Here is an 18469-nt window from a genome sequence, read left to right as displayed (position 1 = left end):
TTCCTTTCAGGCGGCGTTGGTGCCGTAGGCTTTGCGGTGGGCTTCCACGGCTTCGATGCCGGGTTTGCCCAGCCAGTAGCCGTCCACGGGTGTGCCGGTGGACAGACGGGCGAGTTCGGGCAGGGCTTCGTCGAGGGTGGTTTGGCCGTCGAGCACGGCGCGGTGCAGTTCGATGATGCGCGGCATGTCGGTGAGCTGGGGCGAGAGGCGCAGGATGTTTACGCCGATGGCGGCCATGTCGGCATGGTGCGGCAGCAGGCATTGGCTGCCGTAGGACATGGTTTGGATGCCGTTGATGGTGAGGAACGGCTGGCCTTCGCGGGTGTTCATGGTGAGGCCGTGTTCGTGGTCGAGGCAGCGGAATTCGCAGCTGTCTTTGTTTAGGTTGTAGTGCCGCGCGGTGAAGCAGCGGGAGGAATAGGCCAAGGGGATTTTGCCCCAGGCGAAGATTTCGGTTTCGAGGCCGTCTGAAAGGCGGGCGGTGTCGGCTACTTTGTCGCGGGCGAGTTCGGCGGGGGCGACCCAGCGGTATGCACCGAGGTTTTGGAAGAGTTGCAGGGTGGCTTCGTTGTAGATGTTGAGGCTGGCGCCGGCCACGAAGGGGATACCGTGTTCGCGGGCGAGTTTGACCGCGCCCATGTCGTTGGCTTCGATTTTAAATTGGGTTTGGCCGGTGATTTTGCGCAGGCGTTTGAGGTCGGATTCGCTTTCGAGCAGCACTTGGGAGGAAAGGATGATTTCCTTGCCGCTGTCGGCGAGGTCTTGGGCGAGGCCGAACCAGTCGTCGAAACGCATTTTCTGGCGGCGGGAGCAGACGGTTTCGCCCAGATAGATGGTGTCGAGCGGGCTGTCGAGCATCTGAGCGTAGAATTCGAGCAGGGTTTCTTTCTGCCAGAAGAATTGGATGGGGGCGAGGGAGAGTTTCATGGGTGTTCCTTTGTTTTTATGTCTTTTCAGACGGCCTTATTGTGTTCGGTTTCGGCGGCGTAGATATATTGCATCAGCGTTTCGATAAAAACAGCCAAATCACGCTGCCACGAATGGCGGTTGGTTTTGGTGAAATACAGCGATATTTCGGGCTTTTCCATTAGGTAGCAGCCGAAGCCGGCATACAGCGGCACGAGGCCGGTGTCGTGGGCGTTGTGGAAGGCGATGGTCAGCGGCAATGTGAAATAAGGGTGCGCCAATGTCCATACGGTGGGAAAGGCGGGGGCTTCTTCTTCGGCGGCCACGATCAGGTCGTGTTTGTATAGGGCGTTGCGCAGGTCTTCGATGTGTTTTTTCATGCTCTTATTTTTTGCGCTGTTTTTCAGGTAGCCTTTCAGACGGCTTTGAGGCTACCTGAAAGCTGAAACCGCGTGCGTGCGGAACGCACACATACTACACAGGTGGACTATGCTGGCTCAGGTGGAACCGGCTTATATTTATGCTCGTTGGCAAGATAGCGCGTGATAAAATTCAGCATTTGTTTGTCGCCGTCCCGTTCGGCAATTTTCTTCATCTCCAAAAATTCGCGGCTGAATCCGGGGATTCTTAACTTATATAGTGCTTCTACTAGCGCAAATTGGGTAAAGCCGTCGGCTTCCCAAATAGCCGGATGGCTGGCAATATACGCGATATTGCTTTTTCTTTTCATAATTTGCAAGATAAAGATAAAATGGAAGCGGCTGCCTTTCCATTTTTCCTGCAAGGTTAATTCCGTAAAGAAATTTGCGATATTTTGCGATTTCTTTAAACGTTCTTCCTTGTCAAGCAAAGTTCCGACTGCGCCGCAAATACTACCATTCACAATTTCAAACCAATACATTTCATATTTGTATCCATCATGGATAATGAAAAGGTTTTGAATAGAGAAATCTAATACCTCCCGAATAATGGTGATCAGTTCGGTATCGCAATCGGCGGATTGGCAAGAGAAATTCCATATTAGACTTTCATATCGCCTTACTTCTTCAAGTTTTTCTTTTAATATCATTATCCTGGATTTCCTATCTGCAGTTTTTAATTTCTGATTCAGGCCGCAGGTTGGAATATAACCCAACGTTTCAGGTAGCCCGAAAGGGCTGCGCAGGCAATGGATGCCTATCCTTCGCCTGCCATATCAGATCAGGTGAAATTGTTTCCATATTTTTCTAGCTTTTTAAAAAGCAAAACGGAATCATCAAAGATTTTTTGACGATATTTTTCAGGAATCTTTTTATTAACCCTATTAAACCATTCATCAAAAATCATATTCCATTCTTTAATTTGTTTTTCAGATAGCCTTGAATAGACATCATCCGGAAATTTTTTAGCAATCACCAATAACATATCTATACTGGCAAGAACTGGTTGGCATATTTCTTTAGTGGATTTAAGCCAGGCGATATCCTCTTGAACAGTTTGAATAGCAAACTCAGCGTAACCTATACCTATTAAATCCGCACGCTCATTGTCATATATCCCACCGCCATACAATTTCATATATATCCTTTCTTGACATGGTTGATTGTATTTCTACCATTACCCATAACATCTCTTGTTTTTCCGATGCTAAGCGGGGCATGGACGAAATGGCTTCAAGGCGGGCATTTGCGCCCAAGCGGTTTTACTTCCTTGAAACTATGTGTATTCCGCACATCCCGCTAATACGGGTAACAGTTGTTTAAGGCTACCTGAAAGTGTGTTCTTCATGCAATTCGAACAGGCAGCAGGTCGGGGATTTATGCCTGACAAACTGTGTTTGTCGGAACATCGGGCATAGCCGTTTCGTTTTAACTTCGTTGAAGCTGCGCTTTCAGGTAGCCTTTCAGACAGCCTTAAGGCTACCTGAAATTATTCCACCTCATAGCGCAGAATGGTTTTGAGTTTTTCCGGCGCGGTTCGGTTGGCGTTGTTCAGATAAATTTCTCGGTGCGTGTTGCCACTGCGCCGCAGGCCGTGTTCTTGGCAGAAGTTATCCATTTTGGCAAACGAAGCGGGTTCGTCATCAAACCTGCCAACATGCAGGATGCTCACGCTTTTGCCGCCGGCCATGCGCTCGAAGCGTACTTCTTCATACAGCGGATTGGGTTTCTTAATGCGCGTTTTGGTCAGCGCGTCCTGCCACATTTCAGGCGTGATGAAATCGGGCTGGGCAATCATGATGGTGTAGGCCAGATTGTCTTTATCCAACTTGTCCGCGCCCGCCGTTTTTTGCCGCCAAACGCCTTCCAGCGGGTACACGGCAAAATCATCAACGGCCTGCCCGGCTGCGGATTTTTTGTAGTTCATCTTCACGGCATAGGCGAGGCTGTACAGCGCGCCCACGCGTTCGGAAAAATCGGCGGCGTTGGGATTGCCTTCGCCGTCTAGCATGATGAACGATTGTTCAGGCACATCCAGCAGCACAGGCTGCGCCTTAATGCCGTATAAGTCTTTATGAACCTTCTTCCATTCTTGTTTCATAAGCATTTCCCTTTTGCCTTGAGGCTACCTGAAACCTACTTCCAAGGCCGGTTATATGCACCCAGCGTGCTCTGGCTGCCTTCGGACACCTTGCCCAAAGCCGCGTCCCATGCGGGGGTTACGCGGTAGTGCGCGGGGTCTGCCGCCGCTGCGTCCAAAGCCTGCCGCAGCGTGCGCGTAACCTGCGCGGTGTACATCGGGCTGCGCTGGCGGCCTTCCACCTTCACCGCCGCCACGCCGATTTTGATGAGCTGCGGCAGCACTTCCAGCACGTTCAGGCTGGTCGGCTCTTCCAGCGCGTAATACGTTTCGTCGTTCACTTCAAAACGGCCTTTGCACAGCGTGGGGTAGCCTGCCGGTTCGTCTTTGTTGAACTGGTCGATCATCACCTGATTGAGCCGCACGTTCATTTTGTCGGGCAGCTGTTCCCAACGCACTGCCTTGGCGGGCGAGCACACGCCCTGCATATTCGGTGATTCGCCCGTGGCATAGCTCGACAGGATGCAGCGGCCTTCCACCATCACGCACAGGCTGCCGAAGCCGAACACTTCAATCTCCACATCCGTGTTTTCAATCACATGCTGCACTTGGTCTATCGTCAGCACACGCGGCAGCACGGCGCGGCGGATGCCGAACAAGTCCTTCATTAAATTGATGGCTTCGTAATTGGTGGCCGAACCCTGCACCGACATGTGCAGCCGCAGGTTGGGGTGTTTGTCGCAGGCGTAGGCCATCACGGCGGGGTCGGCCACAATCACCGCGTCCGCGCCCAAATCGGCTGCCGTGTCCACCGCGCGCCGCCAGCGTTCCACCTGCCCTGCCTGCGCGTAGGTGTTGATGGCCATCAGCACCTGCCGCCCGCGGTCGTGGGCGTAGCGTATGCCTTCGATGATGGATTTTTGGTCGAAATTCAGGCCGGGGAAATTGCGCGCGTTGGTCGCGTCTTTCAGCCCCATGTAAACCGTGTCCGCGCCGTTGTCCACGGCGGTTTTCAGGGCGGGCAGGTTGCCGGCGGGGCAGACGAGTTCGGGGATGCTTTTCATGCGGCGGTTCCTTTGCGTTTTCGCCGCTGTGCGAACTGAATCCAACGGCAAAATCTATATTTAGTAAAATTTTGCCGATTTTAAGGGGTTGAAATACTAGATATGCTGATTTAAATCAAACAATCAATATGTTTGTTAAATTCTATGATAAAGCCGTCAAAGATGAAAACGGCCGATTGGAAAGCCGATACCGCATTTTGAGGCCGTCTGAAAATTTACGGGATGCTTACCGACAGGCGATGGGTTGTACAGGGATTTTGCGTTTTCAGACGGCCTTTTCGCGTTCCGCCGCATCAAGCAGCACGAAAACGGCGGCAGCGAGCATCATCAGGACGGCGGTCAGCACCATCGCGCGGTCGTGGTTTTCCGCACCGGCGGTGCCGAGATATTGATAAATCAGGGTGGTGAGCGTGAGCCATTCGGGGCGCGATAGAAACAGGGTGGCGGCAAATTCGCCGATGCAGGTGGCGGCGGCCAGCGTCAGGCCGCGCCGCATGGCGGGCAGCAGCAGCGGGGCGGTAACGTAACAGGCCGTCTGAAAACGGTTTGCGCCCATGCTGCGGGCGGCGGCGGCATATTGCGGCGGCAGCGCGTCCCTTGCGGCCAGCAGGTCTTTGGTTACGAACGGATAGGCCAACAGCGCGTATGTCGCGGTCAAAAGCGGCAGCGAAGCCGTCCATTCGGGGTAAAGCAGCAGGATGCCGAAGGCCACGCAAACGGGCGACACCATAAACGGCAGAAACGTGATGCCGCGTATCCACGGCAGCCGGCGCGCCAGTGCCGCATGACTGATGCCCAATGCCAATGCGGCCGCCACCGCCATTGCGGTAAACCGCAGGGTGTTCCACGCCGCCAACCGCGTTTCTTCCTCCCACAACACCTGCCACGACCCGCCGGCCTGTGCCGCCTGCACCAACACCGCCGCCAAAGGCAGGGCGCAAAACAACAGCAGGACGGCGAGCGCAAAGGCCAACAGCAGCCGTTTGCCCGCGCTGTCGGCTTTGGCGGGCGGCAACGGCGCAATGCGTCCGCCGCCTGCAGTGCCGCGGCTCAACCAAGCATAGGCCGCGCCCGCCAGCGCGGTTATCCCCAATACCAGCCACACCAGCACACCCGCGCGCGCGATGTCCAACTCCATCGTAACCAGTTGGTAAATCTCCACTTCCACCGTGCCGTATTCCGTTCCGCCCAACAGCAAGGCCAGCCCGAAGCCGGAAAAGCAGTACAAAAACACCAGGCACACCCCGCCGGCCAGCCACGGCAGCAGCACCGGCATTTCCACCAGCCAAAACCGCCGCCATGCGCCCGCACCCAGCGTCTGCGCCGCCAAAAGCCGGGCGGCGGGGACGGAACGCAAACCCTGATAGGCCGCGCGTACCAGCACGGGCAGGTTGAAAAACACATTGCCGTACAACAGCAGGTAAGGCGTGTCCTGCCAGCCCGACAGCAGCAGGCCGCGCGCGCCGAACAAGGCCAAAACGCCCATGCCCGCCACCAAGGTCGGCATCACGAACGGCAGCATCAACAGCCGCAGCACCCAGCCGCGCCCGCGAAAATCCAGCCGTGCCAAAGCCCAGGCGACGGGCACGCCCAACAACACCGCCAATACGCAGGTAACCGCCGCCTGCGCCGCCGTCCATGCGATTTTGCCGCGCAGATAAGCGTCCGCCAGCACGCCTTCCCAATCCAAACCGCCGCCGTAGTCGGCCAACGCCCACAAGGGGACGACAACCATCACGGCAAGGAATCCGACGGGAAGCAGGGCGAGAAGCAGGATGGAAAACAGGCGGCGCATAGGCTGGGAATCAAGGTGGGAAAAAGCGGCATTGTAGCGGGTATCGGCTGCCGGAGGGAAAAGGCCGTCTGAAAACCCGTTTTCCGCGTTTCAGACGGCCTGCCGAATAGGGCTGGAATTGAACACAGCCGACCTGCCGCCTTTGCCGCGCGAACGGGGATTGGGTTCGGATGACGACAGGTTTTCAATGAAAATCAAACGGATGCGGCATCACCGTTAATTTTTCCAAACAGGAATAATAGGCTGTGAAAGATACCGTTTTGATTTGAATCCGTTATTTCCCCCCACCCTTTGCCGCCAGCCAAAGCAGAGGCCGTCTGAAAACGGCAGCGGCTGCGGCGGCAAGGCCCAGCCACCACGGCTGCCAGCGGCTGCGGCGGCTGACAATCAGCCCGGCGAGCACGTCGGCGGCGGCCTGCGGGGTCATGGCCGGGGCGCGGCGGTAGGCGGCAGTGGGTTCAATCATGCGGGTGCGGACCAACGGCAACAGTGCAACCCCCACCGACACGCCGCGTGCGGCCGCCTCGGGTGCGATGCTGCCGAACCATTGCGTGAGGGCGGTTTTCGAGGCCTGATAAGCCGCCCAGCCGGGTGCGGCCGGAAAGCGGGCATTCACCGCCGATACGGTAACGATGCCGCCGCCGCGCCGCGCCAGTTCGGGCAGCAGGGCCAGCGTCAGCCGCGCGGGTGCGTAAAAATTCAGCGACATACAGCGTTCGACATCATGAAAACGGTCGAGCGACTGCCACAGGCCGCGGCGGATGGAATGCCCTGCGTTCAACACCAGAATATCCGCCCCGCCGTTTTCTTCCGTCCAACGGACAACCGCTTCGCATTGCGCCGCATCGCGCAGGTCGGCGGCAAAATATTCGGCTTGCGCGCCGGCCGCCGTCAAACGGGTTTGCACTTCCGCTAGTTTGTCCGCACTGCGCGCTACCAGCAGCAGCCTCGCGCCGACCGCCGCCAACTTGCCGGCCAAAGCCTCGCCGATGCCGAAACTGGCTCCGGTCAGCAGGACGGTTTTCCCGCCAACGGCCGCGCGCAGGCGTTCCGTGTCGGGGCGTGATGGCGGATAAAGCAGCGTGGAAAGCATATGAGGCCGTCTGAAAATGAAAAAAACGATTGTACGCGAACGCCCGTATATGAATACGATTGCAGCAGGGAGTGCAAACATTTCACGGTGCGGGCGGCGGTTTTCCTTTAATATTCTCCCCGATACAGAACAAAGATGAAAAGACGAAAAATGGACAACAAACAAAAATTACAGGAAGGCCTGACCGCGCTCGGCCTGACACTGACCACCGCCCAACAATTACTGCTGCTGGAATACGTCGCCCTGCTGAAAAAATGGAACGGCACTTACAACCTCACCGCCCTGCGCGACGAACAGACCATGATCAGCCACCACATCCTCGACAGCCTGACCCTGCTGCCCTACATCGAACAAGCCTCCACACTGATGGACGTAGGTTCCGGCGGCGGCATGCCCGGCATCCCCGCCGCGATTTGCCGCCCCGACCTGCAAATCACCCTCTTGGATGCCAACACCAAAAAAACCACCTTCCTCCGGCAGGCAGTGATTGAATTGGGCCTGAACAACGTAACCGTCGCCTCCGGCCGCGTAGAAGAAATGCACGACAAAAAAGTAGATGTGGTCACCAGCCGCGCCTTCGCCGAACTGAAAGACTTCATCTCCCTAACCGCCCACCTGCTGAACGGGCAAGGCTACTGGGCGGCGATGAAAGGGGTTTATCCCTACGAAGAGCTGGAACAGGTTCCGGAAAACGTGGAAATCGTGAAAGTGAACAAACTGTCCGTACCGATGCTGGAAGCCGAACGGCACATGGTGATTATGAAACCGAAGGCCGTCTGAAACCCGTTACAGCGGGCGGCAAACAGAGCTTCCCACCCAACCGGCCGCAGTATCGCCGCACGATACGGCAGGCCGTCTGAAAAGAGCGGAAACGCATTTTTTCAGACGGCCTTTACTATATAATGCCCACTCCCACAGACAACAAGCCGTCTGAAAACGGCAGGAACAACCACACCATGATAGGCATCATCATCGTAACCCACGAAAGCATAGGCAAAGCCTACACCCGACTGGCCAACCACTTCTTCCCCGAAATCCCCGCCCACATCCGCCTGCTGGGCGTAGAGCGCATGGAAGACCACGACGACGTTATCTGCCGCATCCGCGCCGAAATCGACGGCTTGGATGCGCCCGACGGCGTACTCGTCCTGACCGACATCTTCGGCGCCACCCCGTGCAACGCCGCCCGAAAACTGATCGTGCCGCACAAAGTGGCCATGCTCACCGGCCTGAACGCGCCCATGCTGATCAAAGTCGTGCAATATTCCGGCACCGCCGGCAATCTGGAAGACTTTACCGAAGACGTGCGCCAGGCCGCCGTCAAAGGCATACTCGCACTGACCGAACCGCCCGAAGGGACATAAGCCATGCAGAAACAGGACATCCAAATCATCAACAAACTCGGCCTGCACGCCCGTGCATCGAGCAAATTCGTTCAGACGGCCTCCCCCTTCCAATGCGAAATCTGGGTAACGCGCAATGGCAACCGCATCAACGGCAAAAGCATCATGGGATTGATGATGCTGGCCGCCGCACAGGGCACGACCATCACCGTCGAAACCGACGGCCCGGACGAAACGGCCGCCATGCAGGCACTGACCGCCTTGATCAACGACTATTTCGGCGAAGGAGAATAACATGGGCATCGTGCTGCACGGCGTGGCGGCGGGCAAAGGCATCGCCATCGGCCGCGCCCACCTGGTGGTGCGCGGACACGAAGAAGTGCCGCAATACGACCTGGCCGAAAACGAAATTGCCGCCGAAACCGCCCGCTTCGAAGCCGCGATTAAAACCACCCGCCGCCAACTGGAACAAATCCGCAGCACGATACCCGAAAACGCCCCCACCGAACTGGGCGCGTTCATCTCCCTGCACCTGATGCTGCTGACCGACGTTACCCTGTCGCGCGAACCGCTGGACATCATCGAAGAACAGCACATCAACGCCGAATGGGCGTTAAAAATCCAAACCGACCGCCTGAGCCAGCAGTTCGACGCGATTAACGACGAATACCTGCGCACCCGCAAGCAGGACATGCTGCAAGTGGTCGAACGCATCCACAACAACCTGACGGGGTCGGGCAACGAACTGAACCTAGACGCCAACCTGCTCGACGACACCATACTCATCGCCCACGACCTGTCGCCCGCAGACACCGTCCACCTGAAAGAACAGCGCGTTACCGCCTTTGTAACCGACGCAGGCGGACCCACCAGCCACACCGCCATCTTAGGGCGCAGCCTGGACATCCCGTCCGTCATCGGCCTGCGCAACGCCCGCAGGCTCATCAGCGAACACGAATGGGTGATTGTCGACGGCATCAACGGCGTGCTCATCATCAACCCCGACGACATCGTACTGGCCGAATACCGCCGAAAACTGCGCGCCTACAAAAGCAAACAGCGCGAACTGAACAAACTGAAAAACACCGCCGCCACCACCGAAGACGGCACCCAAATCGAACTCTATGCCAACATCGAAAACGCCGAAGACATCAAAGCCCTGCACAAATTCGGCGCGGACGGCGTGGGGCTGTTCCGCAGCGAATACCTCTACCTGAACCGCGACACCCTGCCTGACGAAGAAGAACAATACGGCGTATACGCCGACATCGTGAAAAAAATGAAAGGCAAGCCTCTGACCATACGCACTGTGGACTTGGGCGTGGACAAAAACCCGCGCTGGTTCGGCCAGAACGGCACGCCCAACGGCAGCCTGAACCCCGCACTGGGGCTGACCGGCATCCGCCTGTGCCTGGCCGAACCCGTCATGTTCCGTACCCAAATGCGCGCCATCCTGCGCGCCGCCGCCCACGGGCCGGTGAAAATGATGTGGCCGATGATTGCGTCTGTTTCCGAACTCAAACAATGCCTGACCCACCTGGACACCGCCCGCCGCCAACTGGCCGAACGCGGCGAAGCCTTCGGCGAAGTATCGGCAGGCTGCATGATCGAAATCCCCTCCGCCGCCCTGACCGTCTCCAGCCTGCTCAAACCGGTAGACTTCGTCTCTATCGGTACCAACGACCTGATCCAATACACCTTGTCGGTAGACAGGGGCGACGACGCGGTCAGCTACCTCTACCAGCCTGCCCACCCCGCCGTCCTGCGCCTTCTGGCACACATCATCCGCACCGCCAACCGCATGAACAAAACCGTTTCCCTCTGCGGCGAAATGGCGGGCGACACAACCTTCACCCGCCTGCTGCTCGGCATGGGACTGCGCAGTTTTTCCATGAACACCAACAACCTGCTGGCCGTGAAGGATATCGTCATCCACAGCCACATCGACCGTCTGGAACAGGAAATCCTGCGCATCCTGCGCAACGAAGACCCCGACAAGGCCGACAAACTGCTGAAACAACTCAACCAAGCCGAAAAGGCTGTCTGAAAATAACAAAGGCCGTCTGAAACTGATGTTTTCAGACGGCCTTTTTACAGCAGGCAGACTGCGATATGCCTCTGACGAACCGACTTCCTCCGTAACGCCTCAATTCTCAGCGGCACGCGTTCCAGTTGAATTTGGCGGCGGCCAGTTCTTTCATGAAATCGTCGCGGTAAAGGTAGGTGTGGTCGTCCGCCTTGTCGTTCCAATAGCGGCGCAACGGTTGCAGTGCGGTGCGGCAGGCGGTTTTGTTGCCGCTGTTTTTATAGGCCACCGCCAAATCGTTGCGGGCGCGCATTTGTTCGGTAATAAACATGAAACTGTTGCAGGTGTTCACATACTGCTGCTGGATTTGCGCGGCTTGGGCGTAATTTTTGGCACGGTAGGCAGCCTGAAAGCGCTGTGCGGTGTTTTTGGCGGCAGACTCGGTGCAGGCGGCGGGCAGGCGGTGGTATTGATCCGCAAAATGTGCGTTGAGCCCGCAATATTCCGCACAGGCTTTGCGGGCGGATTCGGGCACGGTAACGTTTACTTTGTCGCGGGCAAAGGTAAAGCGCACTTCGCAGCCTTCGCCGTCGCGGTAAACATTGTTGTTCAGACGGCCTTCCAAATTGCACAGATTGCCGCTGGAATTGACGGTGTTGATGGAAAAGGTTTTGCCGTCTGTGGACAGGTAGCCGCTTTCAAAGGGCTGGTCTTTGAACACATATTCTTGCGCATGGGCAGCGGTTGCGGCGGTAGCGGCCATAAGCAGGGCGAGGAGGATTGGATACTTCATGGTATTTTCTTTCGTTTCGATTGAACATTAATTCGTGCAGCCTGACATGATGTGTAAAGATGATAACCGAAATCCGCATATGGTAAAACCAAAAAAGCAGGCCGCACTTCCGAAACTTTGGAACGGGCAGCCTGCTTTTTCTTTGTCTTTCTAAAACATTACCTGCTTACTTCACAATATCCAAACGGCGTACTTCGATCTCACGCGAATTGTTGAAGCGGTTGATGTCCACCTCTCCGGCAATGCGGACTTTGGTTTGCGGTGTAACTTTCTGACCGCGCCACACATCAGGATTGATTTCGATTTTGATGGTATCGGTATCGTCTTTGAAGAAATATTCTTCGGGATTGATGGTACCTGCCGAGCCCGTGATGTAACCCTCCAAGACGATATGCGCATTATCGCCGAATTCGGTTTTGGCTTCGTGTACTGTGTTGACGTGTTGGCGCGACGGCGCAGGGTTGCCTTCAGGCACAAACTCGGCATGAGCGGAAAGGGAAAGCGCAGATAAAATGATAAAAATCAGCTTCTTCATGAATGAATTCCTGTTTGAGGTGGAAAAATCAGCGGAAAACTATAGGTCGTTTGCGCAGTATTTGTCAAATGCGGGGAAGCGGCCTCCCCCTAAAAATTCCGTTATAATCTCTGTCTTTTATCTTAAATCAACCAATTTTTCAGGTAGCCTCCGATGCTCGACAAATACAATCCCGCCGAAATCGAATCCAAACACTATCAAAACTGGGAAACCCAAGGTTATTTCCAGCCCGATATGGATTTGACCAAATCGTCTTTTTCCATCCAACTGCCGCCGCCCAACGTAACCGGCACGCTGCATATGGGCCATGCCTTCAACCAAACCATTATGGACGGTCTGACCCGCTACTACCGCATGAAAGGCTGCAACACCGTCTGGATTCCCGGCACCGACCATGCGGGCATCGCCACGCAAATCGTGGTCGAGCGTCAACTTGCCGCGCAAAACGTGTCCCGTCATGACTTGGGCCGTGAAAAATTCTTGGAAAAAGTGTGGGAATGGAAAGAAGTTTCCGGAGGCACGATTACGCAGCAGATGCGCCGCGTGGGCTGCTCTGCCGACTGGACGCGCGAGTATTTCACGATGGACGACGTGCGCGCCGAAACCGTGACCGAAGTGTTTGTGCGCCTGTATGAGCAAGGCTTGATTTACCGCGGCAAACGCTTGGTGAACTGGGATCCCGTGCTCGGCACGGCGGTATCGGATTTGGAAGTGGAAAGCGTGGAAGAACAAGGCTCTATGTGGCACATCCGCTATCCGCTGGTGGACAATCCCGCCGAAGCTGTTATCGTGGCGACCACCCGCCCCGAAACGTTGCTGGGCGACGTGGCCGTTGCCGTCAATCCTGAAGACGAACGTTATACCCATTTGATCGGCAAGGAATTAATCCTGCCGCTGACCGGCCGCACCATCCCCGTGATTGCCGATGAATACGTTGAAAAAGACTTCGGTACAGGCTGCGTGAAAATTACGCCTGCGCACGATTTCAACGACTACGAAGTCGGCAAACGCCACGATACGCGCTTGGTTAATGTGTTCGATTTGGAAGCCAAAGTGCTGGCAAACACCGAAGTGTTCAACTTCAAAGGCGAAGCGCAACAAGGCTTTGCCCTGCCTGAAAAATATGCAGGCTTAGACCGCTTTGCCGCGCGCAAACAAATGGTTGCCGATTTGCAGGAACAAGGCTTGTTGGTCGCAATCAAAGCGCACACGCTGATGACGCCGAAAGGCGACCGAACCGGTTCAGTGATTGAGCCGATGCTGACCAGCCAATGGTTTGTCGCCATGTCCGCCACACCAAACAGCGGCGAGCCTGACAGCGAATTCAAAGGCTTGAGCCTAGCCGACAAAGCCAAAAAAGCCGTCGACAGCGGCGCGGTACGCTTCATCCCCGAAAACTGGGTCAATACCTACAACCAATGGATGAACAACATCCAAGACTGGTGCATCTCGCGCCAACTGTGGTGGGGGCATCAAATCCCCGCGTGGTACGACGAAGCAGGCAATGTTTACGTCGCCCGCAATCAGGCGGAAGCCGAAAAACAAGCCGGCAAAACAGGCTTGACCCGCGAAGAAGACGTATTGGACACATGGTTCTCCTCCGCGCTCGTGCCGTTCTCTACGCTCGGCTGGCCGTCTGAAACCGACGAACTCAAAGCCTTCCTGCCGTCCACCGTCTTGGTAACCGGCTACGAAATCATCTTCTTCTGGGTGGCACGCATGATTATGATGACCACCCACTTTACCGGCAAAGTACCGTTTAAAGACGTGTACATCCACGGTATCGTGCGCGACCACGAAGGCAAAAAAATGTCCAAATCCGAAGGCAACGTCATCGACCCCGTCGATTTGATTGACGGCATCGACTTGGACAAGCTGCTGGTAAAACGCACGACCGGTCTGCGCAAACCCGAAACCGCGCCGAAAGTGGAAGAAGCCACGAAAAAACTCTTCCCCGAAGGCATCCCCAGCATGGGCGCGGACGCTTTGCGCTTCACCATGGCAAGCTACGCCAGCCTCGGGCGCAGCGTGAACTTCGACTTCAAACGCGCCGAAGGCTACCGCAACTTCTGCAACAAAATCTGGAACGCCACCAACTTCGTCTTGATGAACACCGAAAACCTAGACTGCGGCTACGGCGCAACCGTCACCGAACCGCGCGGCTACTCCTTCCCCGATATGTGGATCATAGGCCGTCTGAATCAGACCATCGAGCAAGTAACGCAAGCCTATGAAACCTATCGCTTTGATTTGGCGGCGGAAACCCTGTACAGCTTCGTGTGGAACGACTATTGCGACTGGTATTTGGAACTCGCCAAAGTGCAGCTCCAAACCGGCTGCGCCAGCCGCCAACGCGCCACACGCCATACCTTATTGCGCGTACTCGAAGCCGCCCTTCGCCTGCTGCACCCGATTATCCCTTTCATCACCGAAGAACTGTGGCAAACCGTCGCCCCCATGTGCGACGCCAAAACCGCCGACAGCATCATGCTCGCCCGTTTCCCTGAAGCCGACCGCGAACAAATCGTTCAGACGACCTTCGAGCAAATGACCGTGTTGCAGGATTTGATTGGCGCCGTCCGCAACCTGCGTGGCGAAATGGGCATCCAGCCCAACGTGAAAGCCCCGCTGTTTGTCGAAAGCGCGGACGACTTGGCAGACTACCTCAAGTACCTGCCAATGATGACCCGCCTGACCGAAGCACAGCAAGTCGCCGCCCTGCCCGAAAGCGAAGACGCGCCCGTCGCCGTCTGCAACGGCGCGCGCCTGATGCTGAAAGTCGAAATCGACAAAGCCGCCGAAACCGCCCGTTTGAGCAAAGAAGCCGAGAAGCTGCAAAAAGCCTTGGACAAACTCAACGCCAAACTCTCCAAACCCGGCTACACCGAAAAAGCCCCCGCGCATCTGGTGGAAAAAGACAAAGCCGATTTGGCGGAGTTGACGGATAAGATGGGAAAAGTGGAAGGGCAGTTGGCGAAGTTGAAAGGGTAGTATTGTTTGGTTGTGAGAAAGGCAGCCTGGAAACGGTTTCAGGCTGCTTTTTTCACTGACTTTAGAAACAAACCCTAATTAGGTATTTTATGGAACAAATAGCAAAACAAATTATTGAATCCGAAGTAGGACAGTCTATTAGAAGACTTCTATATATATCACATGATTATTTTAGCAATGCTGGAACAGGAATAATTATAAAACTCAATAATAAATACTATCTCTCATGCCTTTACCACTCTTTTTCAGATAGAAATAACGAAATTGATGAAGAGGCAGTTCGAGGTTTACGAATAATGTATAAAACATATTTAGGAGATTTTGATAGGGAAAATATTGAATTAGAAAAATTATTGCTTATTCCTATGAACTGCTCTGCGACCACAATCCAAAATGATTTAATGCTTAGTGAGGAAATCTTAACGATGGAATTAGCAGGAATAAACAATTTAACTCCACACGGATATTTAGATTTTGATGACGATAAGATGCGACAATATTTATTGTCTGATAAAGATCCAATTCTAGGTGAAACTTTATTTGCTTATGGATTTCCGTTAGAGAAAAATGAAATTGATTTTGAAATAAGTGATGATGGTAGTATCAGCCAAATAAACAGAGTTAATCATGAGGCTAGGCTTTTTGGCGGTAGATGTATAAGAGATGAAATTGGATTTGCTATAAAAAAAGAAGATGCCAATAGCGAATTTGGTATGACTGTTAATGGCATGAGTGGCGGTGTAGTTTTAAGAGCATATAGCAACTCCATTGAATGGGTCGGTATTGCTATGCGCGCAAATGATGATTTAATCAGGTTTATTCCATATTATTTAGTTGCTAAGTCAATTGTAAAAAATATTTCAGACAGAGAAATAAACGTAAATTGAGCAAGCAGCATAGCTTGAACCAAGACTCAACCAAACCATTAAATCATCTGTTTTGCGTTGGGTTTACAACCCAAGCGACCAAAAGGCCGTCTGAAACTGCTCTTTCTGACGGCCTCCCCATTTTCAGGTTGCCCTTCCCCAAGGCAGCCTGAAACCTTTACCCCGCCCCAAACCCATCCGCCGTCATTCCCGCGCAGGCGGGAATCTTGGTTCGGCTGCAGCAATATCCAAATAAACAAACGCCCCCCGAATCCCAAACAAGATTCCCGCCTGCGCAAGAATGGTGGTGTTTGTTGCTTTTCAGGCTGCCTGCCCCGCCAAAATACCCAAGCAGCCTGAAAATGCCGTCCGACATTTTCAGGCTGCTTGGTTTCAAATCCGATATGGTCAAACCTACTGCACCAGCGCCCGATGCTCGCTTTCTTTGTAATCGCGGATAACGTGGTTGGTGTCGGTAATGAGATAGCGGTAGCGCGTGAAATTGGTTACGCCCTGTTCGTAGTAATCGGTGCGATCGCCATTGCTGTGGTAGCCGCTACCGAGATAATGGGTGAAGGCGCTGTTTTGGCTGACATCCGTCCAAGTGTAAATGTAGCCTTCCTGCCCTTTGAGTTTGCCTTCCTGGATAATTCCGTGCTGGATATCGTCGGCCTTACCGAGTTCCGCATACGCCGAAACAATGTGCTTGCCTTTGAAACGCGCGCCGGCCACACCCCTGCGCGCCGCGTTGATTGGGTCGTACGGCGAGATGTCGGCACTCATAATTTTGTCCACCGTTTCGCAACCGGCAAGCATCAGCACGGCGGCGGACAACAGCAAAACGGATTTTGGTAACAACATCATTCCCCCTTAGCAAAAATAGATAACAATGAACAGACGGTCAAAGCGCGCATTATAAGCCGCTGCGGTGTGAGCCGATAAAAAAACTGTATAATCGCCCGTCGCACGGCGATACCCGTTTTTACCGTTTTATCTGAAAGGAGTTGTATCTTGTTGAATAAAAAACACCTGCTGGCGGCTGGCGCGCTCAGCCTGCTGTTGTCCAGCTGCCAAGGCTCGCTTGCTTACGAACTGATGCAGGCTGCCAGAGGCAGCAACGGCCCCTCTGCAGACCAAGTGCAAAATATGATGCCCATTGTGGAAGACATGGAAAAACTGCCGTCCGCCGCAGAACTGGCCAAGCGCAAAATGCATCCGCGCAAATGGGGCGCATACGCCGCTTCCCCCGAGGGCAAAATGATATGGGCAACCGACAAGCCCTACGACACCCCCGAAGCCGCCTCCAACGACGTTCTGAAAGAATGCCGCGCACAAGGCGGCCAAAACTGCCAAACCTATACCATTTACAGCAATCTGTGCTTTGCCGTGGCGCAGGGCAAACGCAACGGCAAACCCTTTACCGCATTCGGCTACGGCCCCACCGAATCGCTTGCCAAAAGCGTGGGCGTGGCCAACTGCCGCGACCAGGGCGCGCAAAACTGCGAACCAGTCCCCGGCGCACCCGCCTCCTGCGCCGTGCCCTGCAACCTCGTTACCGACAAAACCTGCCGCTACGAAAACCCCGCCTACATCGTCCCCGGCAAAAGCAAGAGAATGCACAAAATGCCTGCGCTACTGACGCGTCCGGAACCGGACAAATAAGTAAGACGGCATATCACGCCGTCTGCAATACCGCTTCAACCAACCATAAACAAGGAATAACCATGACTTCACGTACCCCCCCCCGCTGGCCGCCGCCGCGCTGGCTGCCCTGCTGGCGGGCTGCCAGGGTTCGCTTGCCTACGAACTGTTGCAGGTTGCCAAAGGAAACAACGCCCCCACTTCCGCACAGGAAATCGAATCCATGATGCCGGTTGTGGAAGCAATTAAAGGTTTGCCTTCCAAAGCGGAACTGGCCACGCGCCCAATGCACCCGCGCAAATGGGGCGGATATGCCGGCTCGGACGAGATAAAAATGATATGGACAACCGACAAAGCCTTCGACACCCCCGAAGCCGCCTCGGCAGACGCACTCAAACAATGCCGCCAGGCCGGTGGCAAAAACTGCAGAACCGCCGTTCTTTACAGCAATCTGTGCTTTACCATGGCGCAGGGGCGACGCAACGGCAAAGGCTTTGACGCAATGGGCTACGGCCCCACCCACGAGTTTGCCAAAATAACGGCAATGGGCAACTGCCAAAACCAGGGCGGCCAGGGCTGCCACCCCACCGTCGGGGCAACTCCCTCCTGCGCCGTCCCTTGCAACGTCGTCACCAACAAATCCTGCCGCTACGAAGACCCCGGGATCATCTTCCCCGACAAAGGCATGAGAATGCAAAAGGTACCGTCGTTTTTCCGCTAGGCGGGTTTGAAAGGATTGGAGGCCGTCTGAAAATGCAGCTTCAATAGACCTCTTGCGAAAGTATCCTGAAGATTTACAATTTCCAAATGAAATACGAAAACCTAATCCAAAGAAGCAATAGGGAATTCAAACGGCTCACAGGTGTAACGCCCGTCCTTTTTCATGAAATGCTGCAAGTCACCACAGAAGCAGAAAG

Annotated in this window: 19 protein-coding genes and 1 pseudogene; 9 read left to right on the top strand and 11 right to left on the bottom strand. The window is 54.8% G+C overall.

What is annotated here, in order from left to right; translation table 11 throughout:
* Positions 1 to 6: 6 nt before the first annotated feature.
* The 8 genes from ACTHSL_RS05125 to ACTHSL_RS05090 form a co-directional block, all read right to left on the bottom strand.
* Positions 7 to 927, bottom strand: a complete 921-nt coding sequence (locus ACTHSL_RS05125) for a U32 family peptidase (RefSeq protein WP_440380591.1) — start codon at positions 925 to 927, stop codon at positions 7 to 9.
* Between the two features lie 26 nt (positions 928 to 953).
* Positions 954 to 1286 carry a hypothetical protein gene (locus ACTHSL_RS05120; RefSeq protein WP_440380590.1) on the bottom strand — a complete coding sequence of 111 codons (333 nt, stop codon included), beginning with the start codon at positions 1284 to 1286 and terminating at the stop codon, positions 954 to 956.
* 107 nt (positions 1287 to 1393) lie between these two features.
* Positions 1394 to 1975, bottom strand: a complete 582-nt coding sequence (locus tag ACTHSL_RS05115) for a hypothetical protein (RefSeq protein WP_440380589.1) — start codon at positions 1973 to 1975, stop codon at positions 1394 to 1396.
* Between the two features lie 131 nt (positions 1976 to 2106).
* A complete protein-coding gene (locus tag ACTHSL_RS05110) occupies positions 2107 to 2463 on the bottom strand; it encodes a hypothetical protein (protein ID WP_440380588.1) in 357 nt (118 codons plus the stop codon).
* A 351-nt stretch (positions 2464 to 2814) separates the two neighbouring features.
* Positions 2815 to 3432: a GyrI-like domain-containing protein gene (locus ACTHSL_RS05105; RefSeq protein WP_440380587.1), complete on the bottom strand. Its 618-nt coding sequence runs from the start codon at positions 3430 to 3432 to the stop codon at positions 2815 to 2817.
* Between the two features lie 29 nt (positions 3433 to 3461).
* Positions 3462 to 4469: a ubiquinone anaerobic biosynthesis protein UbiU gene (ubiU, locus tag ACTHSL_RS05100; protein ID WP_440380586.1), complete on the bottom strand. Its 1008-nt coding sequence runs from the start codon at positions 4467 to 4469 to the stop codon at positions 3462 to 3464.
* A gap of 265 nt (positions 4470 to 4734) precedes the next feature.
* On the bottom strand, positions 4735 to 6264 hold the full coding sequence (locus tag ACTHSL_RS05095) for an ABC transporter permease (protein WP_440380585.1): 1530 nt from the start codon (positions 6262 to 6264) through the stop codon (positions 4735 to 4737).
* 274 nt (positions 6265 to 6538) lie between these two features.
* Positions 6539 to 7357: an SDR family NAD(P)-dependent oxidoreductase gene (locus ACTHSL_RS05090; RefSeq protein WP_440380584.1), complete on the bottom strand. Its 819-nt coding sequence runs from the start codon at positions 7355 to 7357 to the stop codon at positions 6539 to 6541.
* A gap of 150 nt (positions 7358 to 7507) precedes the next feature.
* Between ACTHSL_RS05090 and rsmG the strand changes: the two genes are divergently transcribed.
* The 4 genes from rsmG to ptsP all read left to right on the top strand — a co-directional run bounded on the left by rsmG (position 7508) and on the right by ptsP (position 10747).
* Positions 7508 to 8137: a 16S rRNA (guanine(527)-N(7))-methyltransferase RsmG gene (gene rsmG / locus ACTHSL_RS05085; RefSeq protein WP_440380583.1), complete on the top strand. Its 630-nt coding sequence runs from the start codon at positions 7508 to 7510 to the stop codon at positions 8135 to 8137.
* A gap of 176 nt (positions 8138 to 8313) precedes the next feature.
* Complete coding sequence (locus ACTHSL_RS05080; RefSeq protein WP_440380615.1) at positions 8314 to 8721, top strand: PTS sugar transporter subunit IIA; 408 nt, start codon at positions 8314 to 8316, stop codon at positions 8719 to 8721.
* A gap of 3 nt (positions 8722 to 8724) precedes the next feature.
* Positions 8725 to 8994 carry an HPr family phosphocarrier protein gene (locus tag ACTHSL_RS05075; RefSeq protein WP_107884799.1) on the top strand — a complete coding sequence of 90 codons (270 nt, stop codon included), beginning with the start codon at positions 8725 to 8727 and terminating at the stop codon, positions 8992 to 8994.
* Position 8995: 1 nt separating this feature from the next.
* A complete protein-coding gene (gene ptsP / locus ACTHSL_RS05070) occupies positions 8996 to 10747 on the top strand; it encodes a phosphoenolpyruvate--protein phosphotransferase (RefSeq protein ID WP_440380582.1) in 1752 nt (583 codons plus the stop codon).
* 106 nt (positions 10748 to 10853) lie between these two features.
* Here the strand turns inward: ptsP and ACTHSL_RS05065 are convergent, their stop codons facing one another.
* Together ACTHSL_RS05065 and ACTHSL_RS05060 are read right to left on the bottom strand one after the other, a co-directional pair.
* Entirely contained in the window at positions 10854 to 11519 is a 666-nt protein-coding gene (locus tag ACTHSL_RS05065) for a hypothetical protein (RefSeq protein WP_440380581.1), read from the bottom strand.
* Between the two features lie 166 nt (positions 11520 to 11685).
* Positions 11686 to 12054, bottom strand: coding sequence for a YgiW/YdeI family stress tolerance OB fold protein (locus tag ACTHSL_RS05060; protein WP_440380580.1), 369 nt, complete (start codon positions 12052 to 12054; stop codon positions 11686 to 11688).
* A gap of 153 nt (positions 12055 to 12207) precedes the next feature.
* Between ACTHSL_RS05060 and ACTHSL_RS05055 the strand changes: the two genes are divergently transcribed.
* Positions 12208 to 15045, top strand: a complete 2838-nt coding sequence (locus ACTHSL_RS05055; protein ID WP_440380579.1) for a valine--tRNA ligase — start codon at positions 12208 to 12210, stop codon at positions 15043 to 15045.
* 89 nt (positions 15046 to 15134) lie between these two features.
* Complete coding sequence (locus ACTHSL_RS05050) at positions 15135 to 15932, top strand: hypothetical protein (protein WP_440380578.1); 798 nt, start codon at positions 15135 to 15137, stop codon at positions 15930 to 15932.
* 393 nt (positions 15933 to 16325) lie between these two features.
* Here the strand turns inward: ACTHSL_RS05050 and ACTHSL_RS05045 are convergent, their stop codons facing one another.
* A complete protein-coding gene (locus tag ACTHSL_RS05045) occupies positions 16326 to 16775 on the bottom strand; it encodes a hypothetical protein (protein WP_440380577.1) in 450 nt (149 codons plus the stop codon).
* A gap of 147 nt (positions 16776 to 16922) precedes the next feature.
* On the opposite strand from ACTHSL_RS05045, the gene ACTHSL_RS05040 reads away from it, so the two are divergent.
* The 3 genes and pseudogenes from ACTHSL_RS05040 to ACTHSL_RS05030 form a co-directional block, all read left to right on the top strand.
* Positions 16923 to 17573, top strand: a complete 651-nt coding sequence (locus ACTHSL_RS05040; RefSeq protein WP_440380576.1) for a DUF4189 domain-containing protein — start codon at positions 16923 to 16925, stop codon at positions 17571 to 17573.
* 148 nt (positions 17574 to 17721) lie between these two features.
* A complete protein-coding gene (locus ACTHSL_RS05035; RefSeq protein WP_440380575.1) occupies positions 17722 to 18273 on the top strand; it encodes a DUF4189 domain-containing protein in 552 nt (183 codons plus the stop codon).
* Between the two features lie 86 nt (positions 18274 to 18359).
* Positions 18360 to 18469 (top strand): annotated as a pseudogene (locus ACTHSL_RS05030) (IS5/IS1182 family transposase); the annotation flags it as partial.

Origin of the sequence: Neisseria sp. P0008.S010, from assembly GCF_051962715.1 — a bacterium.
In the GTDB taxonomy this organism is placed as follows: Bacteria; Pseudomonadota; Gammaproteobacteria; order Burkholderiales; family Neisseriaceae; genus Neisseria; species Neisseria elongata.
Note: the sequence above shows the minus strand (reverse complement) of the source record. Positions and strands in the feature narration are given on the sequence as shown.